Here is a 20,733-nt window from a genome sequence, read left to right on the forward strand (position 1 = left end):
GGCCGGATGACTGAAGACCGGGTGATCCATGACGCCGCGGACAAGTTCGCCCCCGAGGAAGTCGCCCTGCGCCCCCGCAACGTGCAGTTCGACTGGTCAGACGCGCCGCTGCACTGGATTCCCGGCGACCCGTACGCCTCGCATTCGGTCACCGCGCTGAACCTGTTCCTGCCCGTCGCGGAGCGCTGGTTCAGCAAATTGCTGTCCGACTCGCTGGTCTACGTGCGCGACGAGCACCTGCGTGAGGAGATCGTCGGGTTCATCGGCCAGGAGGCGGTGCACGCCCGCACCCACGACAACGTGCTCCAGGAATACCTGCGCCGGCACGGCATCGACCCGGAGCCCTTCACCGACCAACTGGAATGGGTGGCCGGCCAGTACGAGCGGCGCGTCGAGCAGGCCGAGCCGGCCAACCGGCGCAAGGCACTGGAATCGGGCTGCCACGCCCTGTGCGCGGCCGAGCACTACACCGGCGTGCTGGGGCACTGGGCGCTCAACAACCGCTGGGATGAGCTGGGCGCCGACCCGACCCTGACCGACCTGTACCGCTGGCACGGCGCCGAGGAGGTCGAGCACCGGCACGTCTCGTTCAACGTCGCCAAGTACTTCGGCATGGACTATGTCGCGCAGGCCCTCGGCGGGGTGATGGTCAGCGTGGTCTTCTTCGCCATGATGCTGCGCGGCACCAAGTACCTGGTTCATCAGGACCCGGCGCTGCCGAACATGCGCTACCCGCGGCTGCTGTGGCAGCTGCGCAAGTCCGGTAAGACGGGCGCGCTGCCGACGTTCCGCTACCTGGGCGCCTCCGGGCTGACGCTGCTGCGCCGCGACTACGACCCGGTTGACGAGGGCAGCACCGCCCAGGCCGTCGCGTACCTCGCCACCTCGCCGGCCGCCCGCGCCACCCATGGGTGACCGGCTGACCCGACTCCTGCGGCCCTATGACGGGCAGCCGCCGCCGGGACTGTACGGGAAGTCCTCGGACCTGCTGATCCGGATTGCCGGCGCGGCGGTCCCGCATTTCCTGTCGGTGGTCACCCGCCTCGGCGGCGACAAGGAGCTCCCGGAGCTCCCGCGCCGGACAAACCGGCGCGCCGTGGTGGTCGACGCCCGCACGGTCGTCGCCCGCGATCCCGATGTCGTCGCGCTGACGCTGGTGGCCGCCGACGGCGCGGACCTGCCACAGTGGCATGCCGGCGCCCACATCGACGTGCACCTGCCGTCCGGGCGGACCCGGCAGTACTCGTTGTGCGGGGACCCTGACCGCCCCGATCAGTTCCGCATCGCGGTGCGCCAGATCCCCGGCCAGGACGGCGCCTCGATCGAAGTGCACGGACTGAGCGTGGGTCAGGTCATCGAGGTCAGCGGACCGCGCAATGCCTTCATGATGCCGCTGCCGGGCTCCGGATCCCGTTCGGAGCGGCTGCGTTTCATCGCCGGCGGTATCGGGATCACCCCGATCCTGCCGATGGTGCGTCTGGCCGACCGCCTGGGCATGGACTGGTCGCTGCGCTACACCGGCAGGCACCGTGACAGCCTGCCGTTCCTCGACGAGCTCGAAGCGTTCGGTGACCGGGTACGGGTGATCACCGACGATGTCTCCGGATTGCCCGCGCCCGCTGACCTTCTCGACGATGTGAACGCGTGGACCGCGGTGTACGCCTGCGGGCCGCCGCCGATGATGGATGTGGTGCGCGCGGCGGTCCCGGACCGCGCCGAACTGCATATCGAGCGCTTCTCGCCGGTGCCGGTCGTCGACGGCCGGCCGTTCGAACTGGAGTTGGCGGGAAGCGGCGAGATCATTTCCGTGCCCGCCGACCAGAGTGCGCTGGCCGCGCTGCTTTCGGCCAAGCCGGACGTGAGTTACTCGTGCCAGCAAGGTTTTTGCGGCAGCTGCGCGCAGCAGGTGGTGGCCGGTGCGGTCGAGCACCGCGACCAGTTACTGACCGATGAGCAGCGCGAGCTCGGGCAGATGCTGCTGTGCGTGTCACGGTCGGCGGGTGGTCGGCTGGTGCTCGACCTCTGAGCCGCTACAACTGCAGCTGTCCGCCGTCGACGGCCAACTCGGCACCGGTCATGTAGCTGCTCTGGTCCGAGGCCAGAAACAGTACGGCAGAGGCGATCTCGTCGACGTGGCCGAGGCGTTTCATCGGCACTCCGGCGGCCATGCCGTCCAGCAGGTCCTGCTCGTGTCCGGGCTCGGCGAGACCGGCCAGCCCGGGGGTTTCGATGGGCCCGGGGATGATGGTGTTGACCCGGATCTTTCGGTCGATCAGTTCGGCGGCCCAGGTGCGTCCCAGCGAGCGGATCGCGGCCTTGGAGGCGGCGTACATACTGAACGAGGGCACACCCCCGGTGGCGGAGGTGGAGCCGGCCAGCACGATGGAGGCCCCGTGGTTGAGCAGCGGCAGTGTCTTCTGCACGGTGAACACGGTGCCGGCGACGTTGCGGTCGAAGGTGTTCCGGTAATGCTCGAGCGTCACATCGGGCAGCGCGGCGAAGTCACCGCCACCGGCATTGGCGAAGACGACGTCGAGACCCTTTCCGCGCGCGCCGATTTCGGCGGCCAAGGTGTCGAGATCATCGGGGTTGCTGATATCACCCTGGACGCCGCGGGCGTTGCCGCCGATCGTGGCGACGGCCTCGGCGAGGCGGGCGCGGTCGCGGCCGGTGATGAAGACGTCGGCGCCTTCGGTGGCGAAGCGGTGGGCGGTGGCCAGGCCGATGCCGGATGTGCCGCCGGTCACCAGTGCGGTCTTGCCGTCGAGTTGTCCCATGATCGGGCTCCGTTTCATATCGGGTTCATACGGTCCACCCGATATAACATAGGTGACGTATCACCTATTCCTGGGTCAGGATGGTCCACAACTTGACGATGTGGTCCTCGGCGATCTCCGCGACGTCGAATCCCGATGCCACCGCGGTGTCATCCGGGGTGTGCACCTCCCAGGCCAGAAAGCCCAGACCGCGGGTCTGGCGGACGGGCCCCGCGGGGACGAAGTGCAGGCCGGTGAGCTTTCCCTGCAGTTCGGCGGCCTTGGCGTCCAGTTCCTCGTGGCCGGTGGCGACGCCTTCGTCGTCGAACCACTGCACAGTGGGGGAGTAGGTGGTGGCGATCGCCGCGGCGCGGCGCTGCGGGTCACGCTCATCGAAGACGGCCAGCAGGTTGGCTTCCATCAGGCGGGTGATTGCGTCGCTCATGAACGACCTCCAAGTGAGTGATATTTCACTCAAGACTAGCGCGGCGCGGGCGGCAGCGAGCTGTTCAGGTTGAGATTGACGTGAATATGTTCCAGCGCCGCGGTGAACGGGGCGAGCAGATTGTCCGGCAGCGGGTCGAAGAACAGGCTGCGTACCAGGTCGACATGCGCGGGTGCGGCGTCGGTGATGGCGGCGCGGCCCCGCTCGGTCAGCACGACATTGCTGGTGCGGCCGTCCTGGGTGCTGGGCCGGCGTTCGGTGAGTCCGCGTTCCTCCATGCGGCGCAACTGATGTGACAGCCTGCTGCGCTCCCACCCGATGTGGGCGGCCAGATCGCTGACCCGCATCGACTGGTCGCGGTTACCGCTCAGTGCCACCAGCACGTCGTAATCGGACAGCGACAGGTCCGAATCGGCCTGCAGCTGGCGGTTCATCTCGTAGTTCATCCGCAGCTGCACCCGCATATAGGCGACCCATGCGCGTTGCTGTTGCGGGGTCAGCCAGTCCTGCTTGGTTGATATGTCCCGCTTTTTCGCCGTCACCCCTACAGTGTGGCCGATCCGCGGGCGGTCAGTAAGACCAGCAGCAGATCGCGGGAGTCCTGGTCCTCGGGCGAGTCGTACAGCTTGTCGCAGGCCAGTTTCACCAGCCGGCGCCAGTTCGCGTGCGATATCGCAGGCTGGGCGCCGAGCAGGCCGCGCAATCGCTCCACCGCGCCGGTGTCATCCGGGTCGCGGTACACCGCGTCGCATGCTGATTGGATCTGCTGTCGCAGTGCCGAATTCACGTCTGGAAACCCCCGCTTCACAGGCCCGCTCCATGGCGTGCCATATGTGCATATTGCATTACCCCATCGTCATATGGCAACACCGGACACTTGTATGCTGAACCAGCACTGCCGTACTGTCATCGGGTGGCTGCAGCTGTGTTTCTTCGGGAGCCGACGCCGGCCGTGCCGTCCAGTCGGGAGCGAATCGTCGATGCGGCCATCAAATCGTTTTCCCAGCACGGGGTTTCCAACACCCCGCTGCGCGCGGTGGCCGATGCCGCCGGCGTGAGCGTCGGGCTGGTGCAGCACTACTTCGGGAACAAGGCCGGCCTGACGGCGGCGGTCGACGAGTACGTGCTGCGGGTCTTCGGCGAAGTCCTCGAATCGGCGCCGCTGCCCGAGCCCCCGGGCGATCACTCCGTGGAACTGCGCGGCCGCTTCGCCAAGCTCTTCCACAAGTATCCCGAGGTCACCGACTATGTCGCGCACGCGCTGAGCCAGGGTGACGAGATCGGCAACGTCATCTTCGACGGGCTGCTGCGCATCAGCACCGAACAGGGCGAGAAGTACGCCGAGCACGGGCTGGTTCGCTCGGACCTCGATCTGCTGTGGGGCACCATCAACCCGCTGATCCTGCGTGTCGGCGCGACCATGCTGCGCCATCACATCGAACGGCACATCCCCGAGCCGTTCTACACCGTCAGCCAGTTGAACCGGTGGGATTCCGCCGTGACGGCCCTCATCCGCAAGGGGCAGTTCACCGCGGAAGCCGCCGATATCTAGTGGGCGATCCGCGAAGCTGAAGAGGGGTGAGCTTCGCGGATCGCCACCTTTCAGTCGGCCCGCGCGACCGCGGCCGCACTGCGGTCGCGGGCCCGCTCGGCGGCGTCGACGAACGCGCCGAACAGCGCCATCCGGTCGGCGGTCGGGCCGTCATCGTCCTCGGGATGCCACTGCACGCCCAGGAAGAACCGCTTGGGATCCTCGATGCCCTCGGTGATGCCGTCCAGCGCGCGGGCCGCCACCACCAGCCCACCGCCGACCTTGTCCACGGCCTGGTGATGTCCGTTGCGAGCAATGATGCGGTCGGTGCCCAGGATAGCCGCCAGCCGGGTACCGGGGATGATGTCGACGGGTTCGTCGACGAACTCCGGCTCCCCGGGTGCGCCGTGGTGCAGGGCGTAGTCCTCGATATCGCCGATGAGGGTGCCGCCGCGGAAGACGTTGAGCAGCTGCGAGCCGCGGCAGATGCCGAAGATCGGCCGGTCGGCGGCCGCGGCCGCGGCGATGGCGGCGAACGCGTCGCGGTCGGCGCGGCCGTCCACCCCGTAGGTCGTGGGGTGCGGGGTGCTCATGCCGTAGCAGGAGTTGTCGACGTCACCGCCGCCGAGCAGCAGTAGTCCGTCGAAATACGCTGCCGAGGACGGGTTGTCGAGCGGCACGGTGGTGTCGAAGAACTCGAAGTCGGCGCCCAGTTCGTACAGCGTGCTCAGCGCGACCTTGGTGAACCGTCTGATCAGTGCGACGTCGGCGTCGCTGACGTCGGGGTAGTTCAGCGAGGCCAGCACGCAGATGTGGGCGCGCGGCGGCTCCGGTGTGGGCAGGTCCGGCAGCACATCCCGCAGGTGCACGACGGCGGTCATCGATTGGCCTTTCGTTTGCGGGCACGGTCCACCAGATCGGCGAACAGCGCTGCGTCGGTGGGGGATACGGCGTGCCGGTCCTCGGGATGCCACTGCACCGCGAGGATATCGGCGCGGCGGTGCTCCACGGCCTCGATGACAGCGTCGGCCGATGTGGCGGTGACCACCAGGTCGCGTCCGAGCCGGTCCACCGCCTGGTGGTGGTAGGAGGACACCTGGATGCGGTCGGCGCCGACGATGGCGCGTAACTTCGAGCCGGGTTGCACGTCGACGGCGTGAATGCCGTTGTGGTGCATGATCTCCGGTAGATGCTGGTACAGGGTGCCGCCGAGGGCGACGTTGAGCACCTGCAGCCCACGGCAGATCGCCAGCACCGGGATGCCGGTATCCAGCAGTGCCTTCATGACGCCGAGGTCGAAGTCGTCCTGGAAGGCGACGGTGTCGGTGGTCTGCGGGGCGGGCTCCGCGCCGTAGCGGCCGGGTTCCAGGTCGGCGCCGCCGGGCAGCAGCACCCCGTCGAAACCCTCCAGCCTGCCGGGTAGTTCGGCGAGCGGGTCGGCGGCCGGAGGGTGCAGGATCACCGGCTCGCCGCCGGCCGCCCACACCGACTCGCAGATCGCCTCGGCGGCCAGGGTCGCCGAGAAACGCAGGATCGGTACCTGCGCGGCCCGGCGGCCGGTGACCGCGATCAGCGGACGCACGGTCAGAACGGGTAGTCGAGGGTCGGCAGGTGCTGGGTCCACACCTGCTGCAGCCGCCCGGAGTCGATGAGCCGGCCGAGCGCGCCGTCGATCTCGGCCAACGTGTCGGGCCGGTCCTTGGCCACTGCGATGCCCCACCGGTTGGCGGTCTGCACCGTGAACGCCAGTTCGTAGTCGGGGTGGGTGGCGCCCAGCGGCACAAACACCACATCGTCATCGACGACGGCGTCGACGTCCTTGGCCAGCAGCGCGGCCAGCATATCGGCGTACACGTCGTCGCTGCCCGCCCCGAACGCGACCGGCTCGGCGCCGGTGAAGGTCTGGGCCAGCGCCATATTGGTGCTGTTCTCGATGGCGGCGACCTTGCGGCCCACCAGATCGGCCGCGGAGTGGATATCGTCACCGCGCCGGATCAGCACGCCCTCATGGAAGATCGCGTACGGGCGGGTGAAGTCGACCTGGGCCCGGCGTTCGGCGGTGATGCCCTGCCCGCACAGCACGGCGTCGGCGTCCCCGCGCTGCACCGCGGGAATCATGTCCACCCACGGCACCCGCACCCATTCGATCTCGCGGCCCAGTTCGGCCCCGAGCGCCGCGGCGACGCCGGGCTCATAGCCGTCGCGGCCGTTTTCCGGGGTCCAGAGCGTGAACAGCGGTGGGGCCTCGGCGTCCAGGCAGGCCAGTCTCAGGGCCGGGGCGAGCGAAGCGACGGGAGAAGCTTCAGTGGTCACGGGGCATCGTTCCAGTACATTTCACGCTCCCAGTCGGTGACATATCCACAGAATCGCGCCCACTCATCGGTGTGGAAGTCGACGAGCAGTGCGGAGAGTTTCGGGCCGAACGCCTCGGTGATCACGGTGTCCTTCCCGAAGGCCGTGATGGCGTCACCGAGGGTCAGCGGCAGTGCGGGGAAGCGCTCGTCCTGTGGGGTGTCATAGGAGGACCCCTGGCACGGCGTACCAGGGTCGGTGGCATTCTTCATGCCGTCCTCGCAGGCCGCCAGCAGGATCGTGTGGGAAAGATACGGGTTGACCGCGGCGTCGGGCAGCTTGTATTCCAGGCGCCCGTTGGCAGAGAGCCGCACCGTGCAGGTCTTGTTGTCCAGGCCCCAGTTGATCTTCGAGGGGGCGAATTGCCCGGCGTCCCAATAGCGTTTGTAGGAGTTCACCGTGGAGCCGTTGACCAGCATGGCGCCCGCCGAATGGGCCAGCAGCCCGCCCAGGGCGTGCTTGCCGATCTCGGAGAGGTGCAGTTCGGTGACGCCAGGGTCGACGAGCACGTTGACGTCGTCGCGCCACAGGCTGAAGTTGTGGTGGCAGCCGTTGCCCATCATGCCGGTAGCCGGTTTGGGCATGAAGCTGGCCTGGATGCCGAGTTCGCGGGCGACCTGCTTGCAGATCTGCCGGTAGGTCGTCAGCCGGTCGGCGGTCAGGTTGGCGTGGTCGTACATGAAGTTCAGTTCGACCTGGAACTCGTCCTCGTAATCGCCCTCGATCATGTCCAGGCCCAGCGCCTGGGCGTATTCGACGACCTTTTTGACGATCGGGCGGTTCCGTTCCAGATGCTCGATGTGGTAGGCCGGGCTGGATCCGGGCCGGAACTGTGCTTCCAGACCCTCACCCTGCCAGGTCATTTCGGGTTCGCAGCCGGTGCGCAGTTCCAGGCCGGTGCGGTCGGTGAACCCGGCGTGCGCGCGTTGCAGCAGGGCCCGGGAATCGCAGGCCAGTTCGATCCCGGCGTCGACGGTCAGGTGGTCGGGCTCGTAGAGGCGGCAGAACACCCGGGCGAAGCTGGTGTCCCAGGGCAGCACGGCGAAGGTGTCCAGATCGGGGATCGCGGTGTACTCGGGGGCGTTGACCCCGCCGGCCAGCAGCACACCTTCGCGGGTGCCCTGCAGGTTGGCGATCGCGGTCTGGTGCTGCTGCACCCCTTTGACGGCCAGGCGCTCAAAATGCCGCGCGGGGGCCACCTTTCCGACCACCCGACCGGTGATGGTGATCGCCTGGAAGTAGACGAACTGCACGCCGCGCTCGGAGATGGTTTCCAGGACGTGAGCCAGGTGTGCGCTGGTGGCGTTGGTCTGCCGGTGCGCGTCGAGCGGGGTGGTGGTCATCGGATCTCCTGGGTCAGGGGGCTGGGGTGAAGCCGATGGGAAGGGTGATGGGCCCGGTGTTGCCGGAGTCGGGAAGCCAGGTGGCGCCGGGCAGTTCGTGCGGGTCGACCATCCGTCGGGCCAGCAGCGGCAGCGCCTCGCTCATATCGGCGCGCGCGACGAAGTGGCCCAGGCAGTAGTGCAGGCCGCCGCCGAACCCGAAGTGCGGCTTGCGTTCCGCGGTGATGTCCAGGCCGGGTGTGTAGACGCGTGGGTCGGTCCCGGCGGCTTCGGCGTAGAGGTGCACGGTGGTGCCGGCCTTGAGTTCCACACCCTCGTATTCGAAGTCCTCGACGACCTCGCGGGTCACCCAGCGGGTGGTGGGGTTCAGCCGCATGATCTCTTCGACGGCCTTGCCGCCCAGGTCGGGGCGTTGGCCGAGCAGCCGCCACTGGTCGGGACTGGCGAGGAAGGTCTGCATGGCCAGGCCGAGCTGGTTTCGGGTGGTGTCGAAGGCGGCGAAGATGAGCATGGTCAGGCCGTCGCGCAGTTCGTCGTCGGAGAGCCGGCCGTCCTCGGGGTCGGCGGCGTTGACGAAGGCGGTGACGAAGTCTTCGCGCGGATGCGCGCGGCGGTCGGCGATCTGGGCGTCGCAGTAGTCATAGAGGCGGGCCAGGGCGGCCTCTATCTCGGGCAGGTCGTCCTTGAGGGTGACCGCCATGGCCAGCCCGATGGTGGTGGCCTCCTTGGCGAGGATGCGCCAGTCCTGTTCGGGGGTGCCGAGCATGATGGCGGTGACCCGCGCGGAGTACGGCTCGGCGAACTCGGTCATGAACTCGCAGCGGTCGGGTGCGGCGAAGGCGTCGACGAGTTCGCCTGCCAGCGCCTGGAATCGGGGGACCTGCCCGGCGATGAGTTGCTGGGTGAAGGCCGGGGTCATCAGGCGGCGCAGGCGGCGGTGTTCCTCGCCCTCCTTGTTGAGCAGCCAGCTGGCCCACCACCGGGCGAAGGGGCCTTCGGTGACGCCGTTGTGCGCGGGCCAGGCGATGCTGCCCTGGCGGAGTTGGCGGCTCTTGAGCAGTTTGTTCATCTCGGCGTAGCGCAGTACGGCGATGCCGTACGGGGTGGTGGCGTACCAGCTGCGTTCGCGGGCGTCGTGCACCTCGGCGGAGGTCAGCGAGAATTCCGGGTCACTCACGTCGAAGTGCGGAACCTCATCGAGGGGGACGGGCGACATCGGGGCTACCTCCAGGGTGCGTGACCGGATGCCTTTAAAGACTCTAGAAAGAGAGGATTAATGTCAAGGGCTGCGAGTTAAGTCTGGGTAACCGCTCGTTCAACTCTTTGCGACCGCAACGGACCAGCCGTTGCCGAGGGGGAGTTCGGCCACCTCGTGGAACGTGTCGTCGTCGGTGGGCACGGCGCCGAGCCGGGAGCCGACCAGCCAGCGCGGGGTGTTCGCGGCAATGACACGGCGTTCGGTGTTGACCACGACGGCGTCCTCGTCGGTGTGGCGCAGCACCTCGATGAGCCGGCGTTCGACATCGCCGACGACCAGGTCCGCGCCGGCCACGCCGAGGAAGGTGCCGTCGGCGATGACCGGGATGGTCGCGGTGATGGTGTACATGTCCGAGCCGCTGTAGTCGACATACGGGCCGTAGGCGACGCGCTGCTGGCCGCGCTGGGCCAGCTGGTACCAGTCCATCTGCAGGTAGTCGTAGACGTCGATGCTGGTCGGATCGAAGTTCAGCCGCAGCCGGGCGACCCGCTCGTTGTGCCGCTGCCACCACGCCATATAGCGTTCGCGGCCCTCGACCACCGAGGGCGCGGCGACGAAGCCCATGCCCCAGATGCCGTGTTCCTCGGTGAGCAGTTCGGCCAGCAGGCGCTGCAACCCGGAGAAGTGCGTCTCGGTGAGCGCCGCGCGCGGTGGGCGGCTGCGCAGCACCTCCTCGGCGACGGCATCGAGCAATCGGTAGAACGGCTCGACGGCGTGCGAAGCCTCGGCGGCGAGCTCCTGTGCGGTCATGACCCGGCTGCCAGATTCATGTTCACCGTGGTCAATCGGGGCAGCTGACTCATCGCGTGGTCTTCGGCGAGCCGGCGCGCCTCGGCGGCGTTCTCGGCGGCGACCGCCGCGGCGATGGCGTGCTGGGTGTCGACGTAGGCGGCGACGTCGATGTCCGGGCCGATGGGTAGCCAGATGAGTCCGGCGAGTTCGGCCTGCAGGTTCGCTTCGCGGCGGGCCAGCCGCGCGGATTGGGAGGCGACGGCGATCTGGATGTGGAAGCGGCTGTCGGCGCGGATCCGGTCGCCCAGGGTGGCGGCCGCGCCGAGTTGGTCGGTGAGCGCGAACAGCCGTCGGACCGCGTACGGGGCGGCGCGTTGGGCGGCGAGCTTCGCGGCCTGACCGGCGATGGCGGTGTGTTCGTCGAACAAGTCGCGCAGGTCCGAGGCGCTCATCGCGGCCAGGCGTTCGGTGAGCTGCTCGACGGGCGGGCCCTCGGGGCGGCGGACGAAGGAGCCGCCGCTGCGACCGCGCCGGGTCTCGACGAGGTGCTGTTCGCGAAGGGTGGCCAGGGCTTCGCGGACGGTCATCGGGGCGACGCCGAACTGGGCGGCCAGGTCCACCTCGACCGGGAGGCGTTCACCGTCGTCGAGCAGGCCGAGGTGGATGGCCTCGGTGATGCGCAGGACGATTTCGTCGGCCCGGCCGACGGGGGCGTCGGGGGCGACCAGGGGAGACAGTGAGGACACCACTGTTGCCTCCCTCCCCGTTGGCCTGACGTCGCAATGTACCGGATCAGTGACGAATTCTGCCGTTTCGGGGACGACTTAAACAATAGGACTGTAGTTTTTCGCTCATTCGGTTTCCCGCCCGAAGGAGAGCAGCTCATGACCACTGCCACGCCACCGACTTCCCGCCCCGATGACGCTTCTCATCCCGATGACGACGCCGCGCACCTGCACGCGCTGGGCTTCAAATCGGAGTTCAAGCGGGATATGAGCCCATGGGCGAACTTCAGCCTGGGGTTCACCTACCTGTCGCCGGTCGTCGGCGTCTACACGTTGTTTGCGTTCGCGCTGGCCACCGGTGGGCCGCCGATGATCTGGAGCTTCCTGATCGTCGGTGTGGGCCAGCTGCTGGTGGCGCTGGTGTTCAGCGAGATCGTCGCGCAGTTCCCGGTCGCCGGCGGGGTGTATCCGTGGGCGCGACGGTTGTGGGGGCGGCGGTATGCGTGGATGACCGGGTGGGTGTATCTGGTGGCGCTGCTGGTCACCATCGCCTCGGTCACCTACGGTGGCGGGCCGTTCGTTGCCGCTGTCCTCGGTATCGAGGCCACCACCGACAACATCATTCTGTTCGCGCTGGTGCTGATCGCGGCGGCGACCGCCATCAACTTCCTGGGCACGAAAGTTCTTGCCAAGGCGGCGATCATCGGCTTCGTCGCGGAGATCATCGGCGCGCTGGTGGTGGGTGGCTGGCTGCTGATCGCGCACCGCGAGCACAACCTGGGGGTGCTGTTCGACAGCTTCGGCACCGGCGGTGACGGCAACTACATGTTCGCGTTCGCGGCGGCGGCGTTGATCGGCATCTACCAGTACTACGGCTTCGAGGCGTGCGGTGACGTCGCCGAGGAGGTGCAAGACCCGGGCCGGCTGATCCCCAAGGCGATGCGCCGCACCATCTACATCGGTGGTGCGGCAGCCACTTTCGTGTGCCTGGCGCTGATCCTTGCGGTGGCCGACATCCCCGCGGTGATCGCCGGCGAGGACACCGACCCGGTGAGCACCGTGTTGAACGAGGCGTTCGGACCGTTTGGGTCGAAGGTGATCCTGGTGGTCGTGCTGATCTCGTTCCTGTCGTGCGCGATGAGCCTGCAGGCCGCGGCGAGCCGGCTGGCGTACTCGTACGGTCGGGACGGGATGATCATGGGATCGTCTCTGCTTTCGAAGTTTTCGGCTACCCGGCATGTGCCGCCCTACGCCTTGGTGATCGCGGCCGTGGTGCCGGCGGTGATCGTGATCGGGTCGCGGTTCTCCACCGATGCGATCACCAAGATCATCAGCTTTGCGGCGTTGGGCATTTACATCGCGTTCCAGATGGTGGTGCTGGCGGCGTTGCGAGCCCGGCTGAAGGGTTGGGTGCCGTCCGGGAAGTACTCGCTGGGGCGGTGGGGGCTGCCGGTGAACATCGCCGCGCTGGTGTACGGCGTGATCGCGATGGTCAACATGGCGTGGCCGCGCACCCCGGATGCCGCGTGGTATGACAACTGGATCGTGGCGCTGTCGGCGGTCGTGGTGATCGGAATCGGGTTGGTGTACATGGTGGTTCACCCGGTGGCTGGTCGGAGTACTGCGCCGTACAGCGATGCGATTCCTTCGGGCCGGCGCTGATTCCGGTCGCCGCCGCCGCGCGCCGGAAATTTTGGGCTCTGAGTTGCCCACCTCTGAGCGACAATGACTATTTCCGCTTGGCTCTGCGGTGATGGCGCAGAAGTGCGAGTGAGTCGCGCCCTGAGTGCAGGATGTATGGCATGGCAGTCACTTGGCGGGGCGTAGGGCTTCTTGGTGTTGTTTCGGTGCTCGCGGGTTGTGCGACCGACGACCCGGTTGCCCCACCGGCGACGTCTTCGGCAGTCGCCGAACCGACCGAGACGCAGTCTCCCTTCCAGACGCGTGACGGCGTCGCGTGGTTGACTGCGGCCTGCGGCAGCCCGTCTGTCGGGGATGCGTCGCCGAACTCCTGGCTTCCCGGTGCCGACCCGGTGGCGCTGTGCATTACTCCGCCAGGGCGAGATGGCGTTCTGGTCGGTGTGTACGAAAATCCCGCGGCGGCAGCCAGTGACCTGGGCACCATCGGCGTCGAGCATGGCTATGCCACCCGCACCGACGACCGAGGAAGAACGTGGGTGTTCGTCGCCGTTGAAAGCCGCGAATCTGCGCCGCTCGCGTCTCTAGAGCGGTTCGGCTTCGAGCTCTCCTAGGGCTCTGCCATGGTCTTGTCGGTACCGGATGCGACGATGTCCGGCTACTTCAAGCCAAGGAGATTGAGATGAAAAGTGTTGCGATGGCCGCGGCATTGGTCGGTGTTGCGATCGCGATGAGCCCGCCTGCGTCGGCGGAGCCGTCCTGGACTATGCCGAACCTGATTGGCATGGACCTGCAGGGTGCGCAGGACGCGATCCAGTCGGTGAGCGGCGGGCAGGTTTGGTTCAGCAGTTCGACCGACCTCACCGGTCAGGATCGTGCGCAGATGAGCGACCGCAACTGGCAGGTATGCAGCTCGACGCCGGCGCCGGGTGGCACGTTCACCGTGAGCACCAAGATCGACTTCGGTGTGGTGCGGATCGATTCCGAGGAGTGCCCGTAGCCCGCAGTCGTACCTTGACGCGCGGGCCCTGCGGTGCGCGCTGTGTCAGCCAAGACCTGCTTCAAGCATCTGCTCGACCTCTTCGATGGACAAGGTCATCCAGTGGCTCGCGATCGTCGCCCTCGATAATGGCAGGATTGCGACTCCGGTAGCGGCATGCAGTTCCACCACATACTCCCGATCGGTGGGCTCGACTCTTACGCCGGGCGCCATTCCAAGTGAGTTGAGGCGCACGCCGAGATGCTCAGCGCGGAGGACACTGCGCGCCACCGAACCCCACGTCCAAATCAAGTACTTTTCCGCCAGTTCAAAGGTAGAGAATCTCGCCGTATCGTCGTAGCGTTTGCCGCGATCGTCAACCTCGTCGATTACCCACCAGGTGCCTTCTCGCCTAAGGAAGAATGATTCATCCGCGGACTTGAATCGGATGAGGCAATCTTCGTCGGCCTCGGATACAGATACGTCGGTCATACCTGACAGCCGTGTCCATTTGATCCACTGCTCCGTTAGCCGTGTGAAGTTCGACATCGGCCTTCAGTCCTCTTTGCTCGGGTTCGTCGAATGAGGGTCTGAGCTTCCCCACGAATCGACGCCTGCTTTGCCGATGGTCTCAATTTCGTTGATCGACTTCGACATCAGATGACTGAAAATTGTGGCCTCGGGCTCGAGTAGCACGGCTCGACCCTCAGCGGACCGGAGCTCGTAGATACCCTCTGCCAGAGCTATGGCTTCAACGTTGGGCGCGATTCCACGCAGATAGAGTTCCCGGCCAACGCTGGTGAGGCGGAGCACGTTCCGCGCGGTGGATGCCCAGTGCCAGACGAGGAAAACCTCGGCGAGTTCGAACGTCGAGAATCTCGCGACGTTCTCACGCAGCTGACCACGATCGTCGACCGTGTCGACAAACCACCACTCGGCATCTTCGTGGAGGTGAACCGAGTACTCACTGGATGTGTAGCGGATTTCGTTGTCAGAGAGCCGATCCGACACTTGGATTTCTCCTAACCCGCACAGCGGCGCCCAGGACAGCCAGTTCCTGGTGAGGCGACCGAAAATACTCTCTCCTGTCATGGGGATTTTGGCGGACCAAATAACTCGTCAGCGACCATGTTCTCCAATGTGATGAGTTCCTCGCACGATCTCTGCGTCTTCGCGGCGTCCGCGAAGAGCTCCTCCACTCCGGTCATATTTGCTTTCAGCCAGTCCAGGTCTTCAGTGCTGATGGTTCCCCCAGCGGCGACTGTTCCGTCGAGATGTCTGCGAATGATCGAGAGGCGAAACCAGTTTTCTGGCGCGATAGCCGCGGTCGGGGCCGCTGCGAGTGAAATCTGTCCGCGGTCATTCGTGACAGACCAGCTCAGTGTGTTGCCTGTAATGATCAGCTGCGCGCCGGTCAAGGGTGAGCCGGACGTGCTGGATCGCGTAATGCTGTACTGAGGGTCGAGGTAGAGAAAATCGAAATACTCAAGAAACACCTCGAGTAGGTGCTTCATCTACTGTCCTCCGTTCGCCGGTGGCGCCATCGTATTGGTGCGTGTGCGCTGGTACCCATGGGACTCGGGGGCTACGGGGTGAGCGCCGCCGCCAGCATCCTGGCGGTCAGCGCGACCATCGCGTCGCGGTCCGAGCCGGGTGGGCGCTGCAGCGCCATACGAAGGCAGGCACTCGAGGTCACACCCATCGTGACGAACACCAGATCCTGCAACTGGTCGGCGTCGAGGTCCGGTCGGGTGCGGCTTGGGATGGCATTGCCCAGTGGCAGCAGGCTGCGTTCGATCTCGTCCATCGCGGTGTGATTGAGGTAGGCGGGGATGTCGAAAGATGAGGAGTTTAGCGCCGCGTGCAGGATCGGTGCGTGCTTCTCGTAGGCGGTGGTCAGGGTGTCGACCACGATGTGGGCGGCATCGGGAACATCGCGGTCCATGGCGGCGCTGACCCCGCGTACGAGTTCGAAGGAGATGTCGCGCGTGGCCTCGTCGACCAGCTCGGCGAGGATGCCGGCGCGGTCCGGAAAGTACCGATACACAGTGCCGATACTGACGTGCGCGGTGTCGGCGATGGCCTGAGTAGTCAGCGCCTGGATGCCCCGTTTGGTGATCAGTTGCAGGGCGGCGTCGAGCAGTCGGCGGCGCATCTCGCGGGCCCGTTGCTGCTGGGGCCGGGACCGGGCTTTGGTGGCCATTCTCATCTCGTTCAAAGGTGAGTAGTAACTGAGGAACTCTCATGTTTGCATGGAGGCATGAGTATTGCCAGTGAAACCGCTGTTCCGAGGGCCGATATTGCCGTGCAGCGGTACGGGCGCGCCGGCCAGGACTGGGTGGACGGCGTGTATGTCGCCGACCCGTTGGCCGATGCGGTGGTGGCGGTCTTCGCTGAGCTGCCGAAGGGTGCGGGCATGGCGATGTTCCGGACGGCGCTGGCCGAGGGCATCGACGCGGTCCCGGATGCGCCGGTGGCACTGCGGGACCTCTTCGCCGAGGTCGATACCGAGCCCGCGTGGCTGGACCATTCGACGTTGGACCGGGCCGCCGGACATCTGGTGCGCCACATGGCGTCCTACGGGATCGTGCTCGGCGCAGCGTCGTTGACCAAGGGCGCAATGAACCAGGTCGCCGGCATGCCGCTGGTGATCACCAATCGCTACACCAGCCAAGCCGCGGTGCGTTCGCTGGAGGTCGGATCGTGGATGGAGACGATCCTGACCCCGGGCGGGTTGCGCCGCTCCGGTGCGGGATTCGCGACGACGCTGCGGGTGCGGCTGATCCACGCGTTCGTGCGGAAGTCGCTGTGGGACAGCGGTTCGTGGGATGCGCAAGCCTGGGGTGCACCGATCCCGCAGAGCTTCATGGCGTTCACCATCGTCGAGTTCGGGAACATCGCGTTGACGGCGATGCGGCAGCTCGGCGTGCGGTACACCGCTGCCGAGCTGGACGACATCTTCCACTTCTGGCGCTACGTCGGATTCCTGAATGGGGTTGGCCCTGAGCTTAATCCGACGTGCGAGGCCGACCATGTGCGGATCGAGGAGTTGTACGCGCTGACCGGGAGCAACCCCGACCAAGGCGACCGCGACTTCGTGCGGGCGCTGACCCACGACTACTTGGCGGTCGAGATCGCCGACCTGCTGCCGGTCGGCGGGCGCTGCGTGGGTGTCGCCGTGGTCAACGGGCTGACGCGGGCGTTCCTCGGTGACGAGGCGGCCTCCAAGCTGGGGGTGCCGGACACGGTGTTGAAGCATCTGCCTTCGGTGATCAGCCCGGTGGTCGGGGGAGTGAACCGGGTGCTCGGCGCGGTGCCCGGGGTTTCGCAGTGGCGCACTCGGCGGGCGCTGGCCGGCTACCCGCGGGTGATGGCGCAGCAGCGCAAGCGCTACGGCATGGCGCATGACCTGGTGGATGCGGCGCCCGATCATGGTGGGCACCCGGCGGGATCCTGAACAGGCTCTCAGCAAGTCCGCGGGCTGCATCGCCGAATCGTCGACCAGCGTTCATGCTGGTTGTCGCCGAGTACGAGCGCAGCCACGGGGAGGCCGCACAGCGCGTCCGCACCGCCATTTCGCCTGGACGGCGAACCTCGATTACTCGCCGTTAAGCCGCAGCCTCTAAGCTGCGGTCTGACGCTCGCGGTGGATTGCGCCGCTCTTCATCCCGCACCCACCCGAGGACACCTTGATGGCGATCGCCGATGTTCCCAGCTACCTGCATCTCAGTAGCGCGGACGTCGAAGAGATCGCCTACGAACTCGACGCGATCCGCCAAGACGTCGAGGACTCGCTCGGGGCCAAGGACGCGGCCTACATCCGGCGGGTCATCCATTTTCAGCGGGCGCTCGACGTCGCGGCGCGTCTGGTGATCGCCGGCAGCCGCTCCAAGAAGGGCTGGCTGCTGGGCACGGGCGCGCTGGCGTACGCGAAGTCCCTCGAGAACATGGAACTCGGCCACAACATCTCCCACGGCCAGTGGGACTGGATGAACGACCCCGAAATCCACTCCAATACCTGGGAGTGGGACATGGTCGGGCATTCCGCGCAGTGGCGGTACTCGCACAACTACCGGCATCACGTCTACAGCAATGTGCTCGGCATGGACGAGGACATCGGCTACCGCCTGCTGCGGGTGACCGAGGACCAGCCGTGGCGCTGGTGGTATCTGGCGACTCCGCTGCGAAACCTGGTGTTGGCGGCGATGTTCGAATGGGGCATCGCACTGCACGGGCTGCACTCGGAGAAGTTGCGGGGTGAGCCGGCGGTGTTGGCGGTCGAGCGGCGGAAGTTCGTCGGCAAGGCCGCCCGTCAGTTGGCCAAGGACTACGTGTTCATGCCGGCGCTGAGCTTGCGCCGATGGCGGCGGACCCTGGCGGCCAACGTGGCGGCGAATACGCTCCGGAATCTGTGGGTGTACGTGAACATCATCTGCGGGCACATCCCCGATGGTGCGGAGACGTTCGATCCGGCGGTGGTCACGGATGAGACCCGGGGTGAGTGGTATCTGCGGCAGATGCTGGGGACGGCCAACTTCGAGGTGAGTCCGTTGGTGGCGCTCTCGGGCGGGCACCTGTGCTACCAGATCGAGCATCATCTGTTCCCGGATCTGCCGAGCAATCGGCTCCGTGAAGTCAGTGTCCGGGTGCGGGAGCTGTGCGAGAAGTACGACCTGCCGTACAACTCGGCTTCGCTTCCGCGCCAGTTGTTTCGGACGCAACGGATTATTCATGGGTTGGGGATTCCAGACAGGCTTTCGCCCGCTGGCCGCAGCAAGTAGCTTTCGTCGCCGCTGTATGCGACGACTGTGATCGATCGTTTCACATAGAATTGGTGCACCGGCGCCTCCTCATGGTGCGATATTCTGCAGATTCTGGAGTCGCTGGATGGGGAGCTATGGCGAGGAATCTAGAAGTAGAAGTCGACGGTCTACGTACGGCGTCGTCTGCAAGCACATTGGTCGCTGCGGGTCTTGCGGATGGTCCGGTGACGGAGTCGGTGAGTGGTTTAAGGCCGAGTGACGCAGGAATCTCGGCGCTGGACGCGGTATGCGCCGAGGTGCGGATCAGGCAGTCTGACCGGATCGCGCAACAGGCGGCCCATCTGTCATCCGCCGGCGCCCGCTACGACGACGCGGACCATGGCAGCGCAGCCGCTCTTGACGGGGCAGTTTGAGTCCGACGGCTACACAGACGGTGCTGCCCACTCGATCTGAGGTCGCGGTCTGGAACACGTCGGATCTCAGCAGTGCAGCGACCCGGTGGGAGCAGTCGGCGTCGGCAGCAGAATCCGCCTTCGACCAGCACCGTCAGAACATCGCCAACCCGGTATGGGTCGGCGAGGCCAAGGATGCGGCGTTGCAGCGGGTGACCGCGGACGTCGCCGTTGCACATCGACAGGGCGACGCACAGCGTCAAGCTGCTGTGATCGCAGCCCGCGGCGCAGAGGACATTCGCAGTGCTCAGCAGCAAGTACTGGAGGCAATCCACACTGCCGAGGCTGACGGCTTCCTGGTGGGTGAGGACCTGACGGTCAGCGATACTCGCCAGTACGACGCGCAGACCGCGGCGACGCGTGTTGTCTCCGCCATCGAGTATGCCGAAGATATCCGTTGGCGCGCCGAACAACTCGTTCAGACTGATGCACTGGTTGGCAAACGGCTCGAAGCCAAAGCCGAGGAACTTGCAGGCATCCCGTTCGACGGAGAGGACAGGAGCAAGGCGCCCGAAGACCAGGTGCAACTCGTCGGCAACGAGTTCAAGCTCGGTCCAGAGCTAGGCGAGAATCCGCCGTTGTCAGAGAGTCGTCGTCGGGCTCTCGAGTACTCCGAGAAGTGGGCGGAAGGCTTTAATCCCGAATACGAATCCCTTGGTGGTGGCGACCTGGACTGTACGAACTTCGCTTCTCAAGTAATGCGGGCCGGCGGGTTCGATGACGTGGGCAACGACATCGATGATTGGCGTCGTGGAGACAGCGACGACTGGTACTACCAAAATGATGGCGCGATACTTCCGGGGAATACCTCGTCCAAGACTTGGACGCTGGCGAAAGAGAACCACAATTTCGTGACACAGCATTCGGGTCGAGGCGACATCGTCGGAGTGGTGCCGACGCCCAGCAGTAACGGGCTGGATCCATTGGCGCCTTCAAAGGCGGGGTTGCTTCCCGGAGATCTCATTTACTACAAGGACGCCGACGGCGGCATCAACCATGTAGCGGTCTACGCCGGCCAGCAGACGATCAACGGTGTGCCAACTGACGTTATCAACCAGCATTCCGGTGGAGTAAAGCTGCACGATGACTGGATGCCTAACTCAGCGGAATACACTCATGCGCCAGCCCAAGTCGAGTTCGTCCATCTGAGGTACCCGGGGGAGTGAATCCATGATGGAGTGGTACACCGCGCACCGGCGCGTTTCGTGGACTGCTGCGGCGGTGCTTGTCGTCGCGGTGGCCGTCACGGTCTGGCTGTTGACTCTGCCGTCTAACGATGATGGTCTGTCGTTAGGTGACTACGGTCCCGGCAAGCAACAAGAGTGGGCAGATCGACTCGTGGCGGGTCTCAACACGCATGACGCAGAACAGGTTCCGGTTCTTCGCTTGAAAGGCGGGCTATCGCTGGAGCAGCGCGACTCCATCGAAGCGGCCATGCCGGCGACGGGCTGCGCGTACGAACTGGCAGCGGTGCAGGATCGTGGGGAGCAACGAGGACAACAGGTTCCGGGGTTGTCCTCGGCAGCTTCGACCTACCGCTTCGACGTCACGGTCGAGGAGCGGTGCCTGGGGCAAGCGTCGCGCACCCGCGAACTCGGGGTCGTGGCGATCGCCGAGATGGGTTACTGGGAGCCGTTCTACTTCGCGACCAGCGGGTGAGCCGGAACGATCAACTTGCCGCCGGTGGTGGCGGCGGTTGGGCTCTGGCAGAAGGCGGTGCGGCGTTGGGTCTCGCGACGGGTCCGTTCGCGCCAGGTGC

Annotated in this window: 25 protein-coding genes; 10 read left to right on the forward strand and 15 right to left on the reverse strand. The window is 66.1% G+C overall.

What is annotated here, in order from left to right; all coding sequences use genetic code 11:
• Positions 1-6 precede the first annotated feature (6 nt).
• Positions 7-915 carry a metal-dependent hydrolase gene (locus tag C6A86_RS08550; protein WP_105363599.1) on the forward strand — a complete coding sequence of 303 codons (909 nt, stop codon included), beginning with the start codon at positions 7-9 and terminating at the stop codon, positions 913-915.
• Positions 908-2,026, forward strand: a complete 1,119-nt coding sequence (locus C6A86_RS08555) for a PDR/VanB family oxidoreductase (RefSeq protein WP_105363598.1) — start codon at positions 908-910, stop codon at positions 2,024-2,026. The genes C6A86_RS08550 and C6A86_RS08555 overlap by 8 nt, the downstream gene beginning before the upstream one ends.
• Before the next feature lie 4 nt (positions 2,027-2,030).
• On the opposite strand, the gene C6A86_RS08560 is transcribed toward C6A86_RS08555, so the two are convergent.
• From C6A86_RS08560 to C6A86_RS08575, 4 genes are all read right to left on the reverse strand, one after another.
• A complete protein-coding gene (locus C6A86_RS08560) occupies positions 2,031-2,777 on the reverse strand; it encodes an SDR family oxidoreductase (protein WP_105363611.1) in 747 nt (248 codons plus the stop codon).
• A 64-nt stretch (positions 2,778-2,841) separates the two neighbouring features.
• Positions 2,842-3,201 (reverse strand): nuclear transport factor 2 family protein, encoded by a 360-nt coding sequence (locus C6A86_RS08565; RefSeq protein WP_233213025.1) that lies wholly within the window; start codon positions 3,199-3,201, stop codon positions 2,842-2,844.
• Positions 3,202-3,236: 35 nt separating this feature from the next.
• On the reverse strand, positions 3,237-3,665 hold the full coding sequence (locus tag C6A86_RS08570) for a MarR family winged helix-turn-helix transcriptional regulator (RefSeq protein ID WP_105363609.1): 429 nt from the start codon (positions 3,663-3,665) through the stop codon (positions 3,237-3,239).
• Between the two features lie 80 nt (positions 3,666-3,745).
• Entirely contained in the window at positions 3,746-3,988 is a 243-nt protein-coding gene (locus C6A86_RS08575) for a hypothetical protein (RefSeq protein WP_142406990.1), read from the reverse strand.
• A gap of 126 nt (positions 3,989-4,114) precedes the next feature.
• Here C6A86_RS08575 and C6A86_RS08580 point away from each other — a divergent pair, with 126 nt between their 5' ends.
• Positions 4,115-4,753, forward strand: coding sequence for a TetR/AcrR family transcriptional regulator (locus C6A86_RS08580; RefSeq protein WP_233213024.1), 639 nt, complete (start codon positions 4,115-4,117; stop codon positions 4,751-4,753).
• A gap of 50 nt (positions 4,754-4,803) precedes the next feature.
• Here C6A86_RS08580 and C6A86_RS08585 read toward each other — a convergent pair whose 3' ends face one another.
• From C6A86_RS08585 to C6A86_RS08615, 7 genes are all read right to left on the reverse strand, one after another.
• Entirely contained in the window at positions 4,804-5,613 is an 810-nt protein-coding gene (locus C6A86_RS08585; RefSeq protein ID WP_105363595.1) for a gamma-glutamyl-gamma-aminobutyrate hydrolase family protein, read from the reverse strand.
• On the reverse strand, positions 5,610-6,314 hold the full coding sequence (locus C6A86_RS08590) for a gamma-glutamyl-gamma-aminobutyrate hydrolase family protein (RefSeq protein WP_105363594.1): 705 nt from the start codon (positions 6,312-6,314) through the stop codon (positions 5,610-5,612). Before C6A86_RS08590 ends, C6A86_RS08585 begins: the two co-directional genes overlap by 4 nt.
• 2 nt (positions 6,315-6,316) lie before the next feature.
• Complete coding sequence (locus C6A86_RS08595) at positions 6,317-7,045, reverse strand: ABC transporter substrate-binding protein (protein ID WP_105363593.1); 729 nt, start codon at positions 7,043-7,045, stop codon at positions 6,317-6,319.
• The gene (locus C6A86_RS08600; RefSeq protein ID WP_105363592.1) at positions 7,042-8,427 is read right to left on the reverse strand and encodes a glutamine synthetase family protein; all 1,386 of its coding nucleotides are present in this window, start codon (positions 8,425-8,427) and stop codon (positions 7,042-7,044) included. The genes C6A86_RS08595 and C6A86_RS08600 overlap by 4 nt, the downstream gene beginning before the upstream one ends.
• A gap of 13 nt (positions 8,428-8,440) precedes the next feature.
• Positions 8,441-9,643 (reverse strand): cytochrome P450, encoded by a 1,203-nt coding sequence (locus tag C6A86_RS08605; RefSeq protein ID WP_105363591.1) that lies wholly within the window; start codon positions 9,641-9,643, stop codon positions 8,441-8,443.
• A gap of 99 nt (positions 9,644-9,742) precedes the next feature.
• A complete protein-coding gene (locus tag C6A86_RS08610; RefSeq protein ID WP_105363590.1) occupies positions 9,743-10,435 on the reverse strand; it encodes a hypothetical protein in 693 nt (230 codons plus the stop codon).
• On the reverse strand, positions 10,432-11,163 hold the full coding sequence (locus tag C6A86_RS08615; protein WP_105363608.1) for a FadR/GntR family transcriptional regulator: 732 nt from the start codon (positions 11,161-11,163) through the stop codon (positions 10,432-10,434). Before C6A86_RS08615 ends, C6A86_RS08610 begins: the two co-directional genes overlap by 4 nt.
• 138 nt (positions 11,164-11,301) lie before the next feature.
• Between C6A86_RS08615 and C6A86_RS08620 the strand changes: the two genes are divergently transcribed.
• The 3 genes from C6A86_RS08620 to C6A86_RS08630 all read left to right on the forward strand — a co-directional run bounded on the left by C6A86_RS08620 (position 11,302) and on the right by C6A86_RS08630 (position 13,780).
• Complete coding sequence (locus C6A86_RS08620; RefSeq protein ID WP_105363589.1) at positions 11,302-12,804, forward strand: APC family permease; 1,503 nt, start codon at positions 11,302-11,304, stop codon at positions 12,802-12,804.
• A 140-nt stretch (positions 12,805-12,944) separates the two neighbouring features.
• Positions 12,945-13,394, forward strand: a complete 450-nt coding sequence (locus tag C6A86_RS08625; protein WP_142406989.1) for a hypothetical protein — start codon at positions 12,945-12,947, stop codon at positions 13,392-13,394.
• Positions 13,395-13,477: 83 nt separating this feature from the next.
• The gene (locus tag C6A86_RS08630; protein WP_233213022.1) at positions 13,478-13,780 is read left to right on the forward strand and encodes a hypothetical protein; all 303 of its coding nucleotides are present in this window, start codon (positions 13,478-13,480) and stop codon (positions 13,778-13,780) included.
• Between the two features lie 45 nt (positions 13,781-13,825).
• Here C6A86_RS08630 and C6A86_RS08635 read toward each other — a convergent pair whose 3' ends face one another.
• From C6A86_RS08635 to C6A86_RS08650, 4 genes are all read right to left on the reverse strand, one after another.
• Positions 13,826-14,251, reverse strand: a complete 426-nt coding sequence (locus tag C6A86_RS08635) for a hypothetical protein (RefSeq protein WP_142406988.1) — start codon at positions 14,249-14,251, stop codon at positions 13,826-13,828.
• A 63-nt stretch (positions 14,252-14,314) separates the two neighbouring features.
• Positions 14,315-14,770 carry a hypothetical protein gene (locus C6A86_RS08640; protein ID WP_142406987.1) on the reverse strand — a complete coding sequence of 152 codons (456 nt, stop codon included), beginning with the start codon at positions 14,768-14,770 and terminating at the stop codon, positions 14,315-14,317.
• 77 nt (positions 14,771-14,847) lie between these two features.
• Entirely contained in the window at positions 14,848-15,273 is a 426-nt protein-coding gene (locus tag C6A86_RS08645; RefSeq protein WP_105363585.1) for a hypothetical protein, read from the reverse strand.
• Between the two features lie 71 nt (positions 15,274-15,344).
• Positions 15,345-15,962 (reverse strand): TetR/AcrR family transcriptional regulator, encoded by a 618-nt coding sequence (locus C6A86_RS08650; protein ID WP_233213021.1) that lies wholly within the window; start codon positions 15,960-15,962, stop codon positions 15,345-15,347.
• A gap of 57 nt (positions 15,963-16,019) precedes the next feature.
• Here C6A86_RS08650 and C6A86_RS08655 point away from each other — a divergent pair, with 57 nt between their 5' ends.
• The 4 genes from C6A86_RS08655 to C6A86_RS08670 all read left to right on the forward strand — a co-directional run bounded on the left by C6A86_RS08655 (position 16,020) and on the right by C6A86_RS08670 (position 20,633).
• On the forward strand, positions 16,020-17,216 hold the full coding sequence (locus tag C6A86_RS08655; RefSeq protein WP_311101084.1) for an oxygenase MpaB family protein: 1,197 nt from the start codon (positions 16,020-16,022) through the stop codon (positions 17,214-17,216).
• Positions 17,217-17,451: 235 nt separating this feature from the next.
• Positions 17,452-18,540: an acyl-CoA desaturase gene (locus tag C6A86_RS08660; protein ID WP_105361430.1), complete on the forward strand. Its 1,089-nt coding sequence runs from the start codon at positions 17,452-17,454 to the stop codon at positions 18,538-18,540.
• 415 nt (positions 18,541-18,955) lie between these two features.
• A complete protein-coding gene (locus tag C6A86_RS08665) occupies positions 18,956-20,140 on the forward strand; it encodes an amidase domain-containing protein (protein ID WP_311101085.1) in 1,185 nt (394 codons plus the stop codon).
• 4 nt (positions 20,141-20,144) lie between these two features.
• Positions 20,145-20,633 carry a hypothetical protein gene (locus C6A86_RS08670; RefSeq protein WP_105365936.1) on the forward strand — a complete coding sequence of 163 codons (489 nt, stop codon included), beginning with the start codon at positions 20,145-20,147 and terminating at the stop codon, positions 20,631-20,633.
• The last annotated feature ends 100 nt before the right edge of the window (positions 20,634-20,733 follow it).

Source organism: Mycobacterium sp. ITM-2016-00316 (assembly GCF_002968335.2).
Lineage (GTDB): Bacteria > Actinomycetota > Actinomycetes > Mycobacteriales > Mycobacteriaceae > Mycobacterium.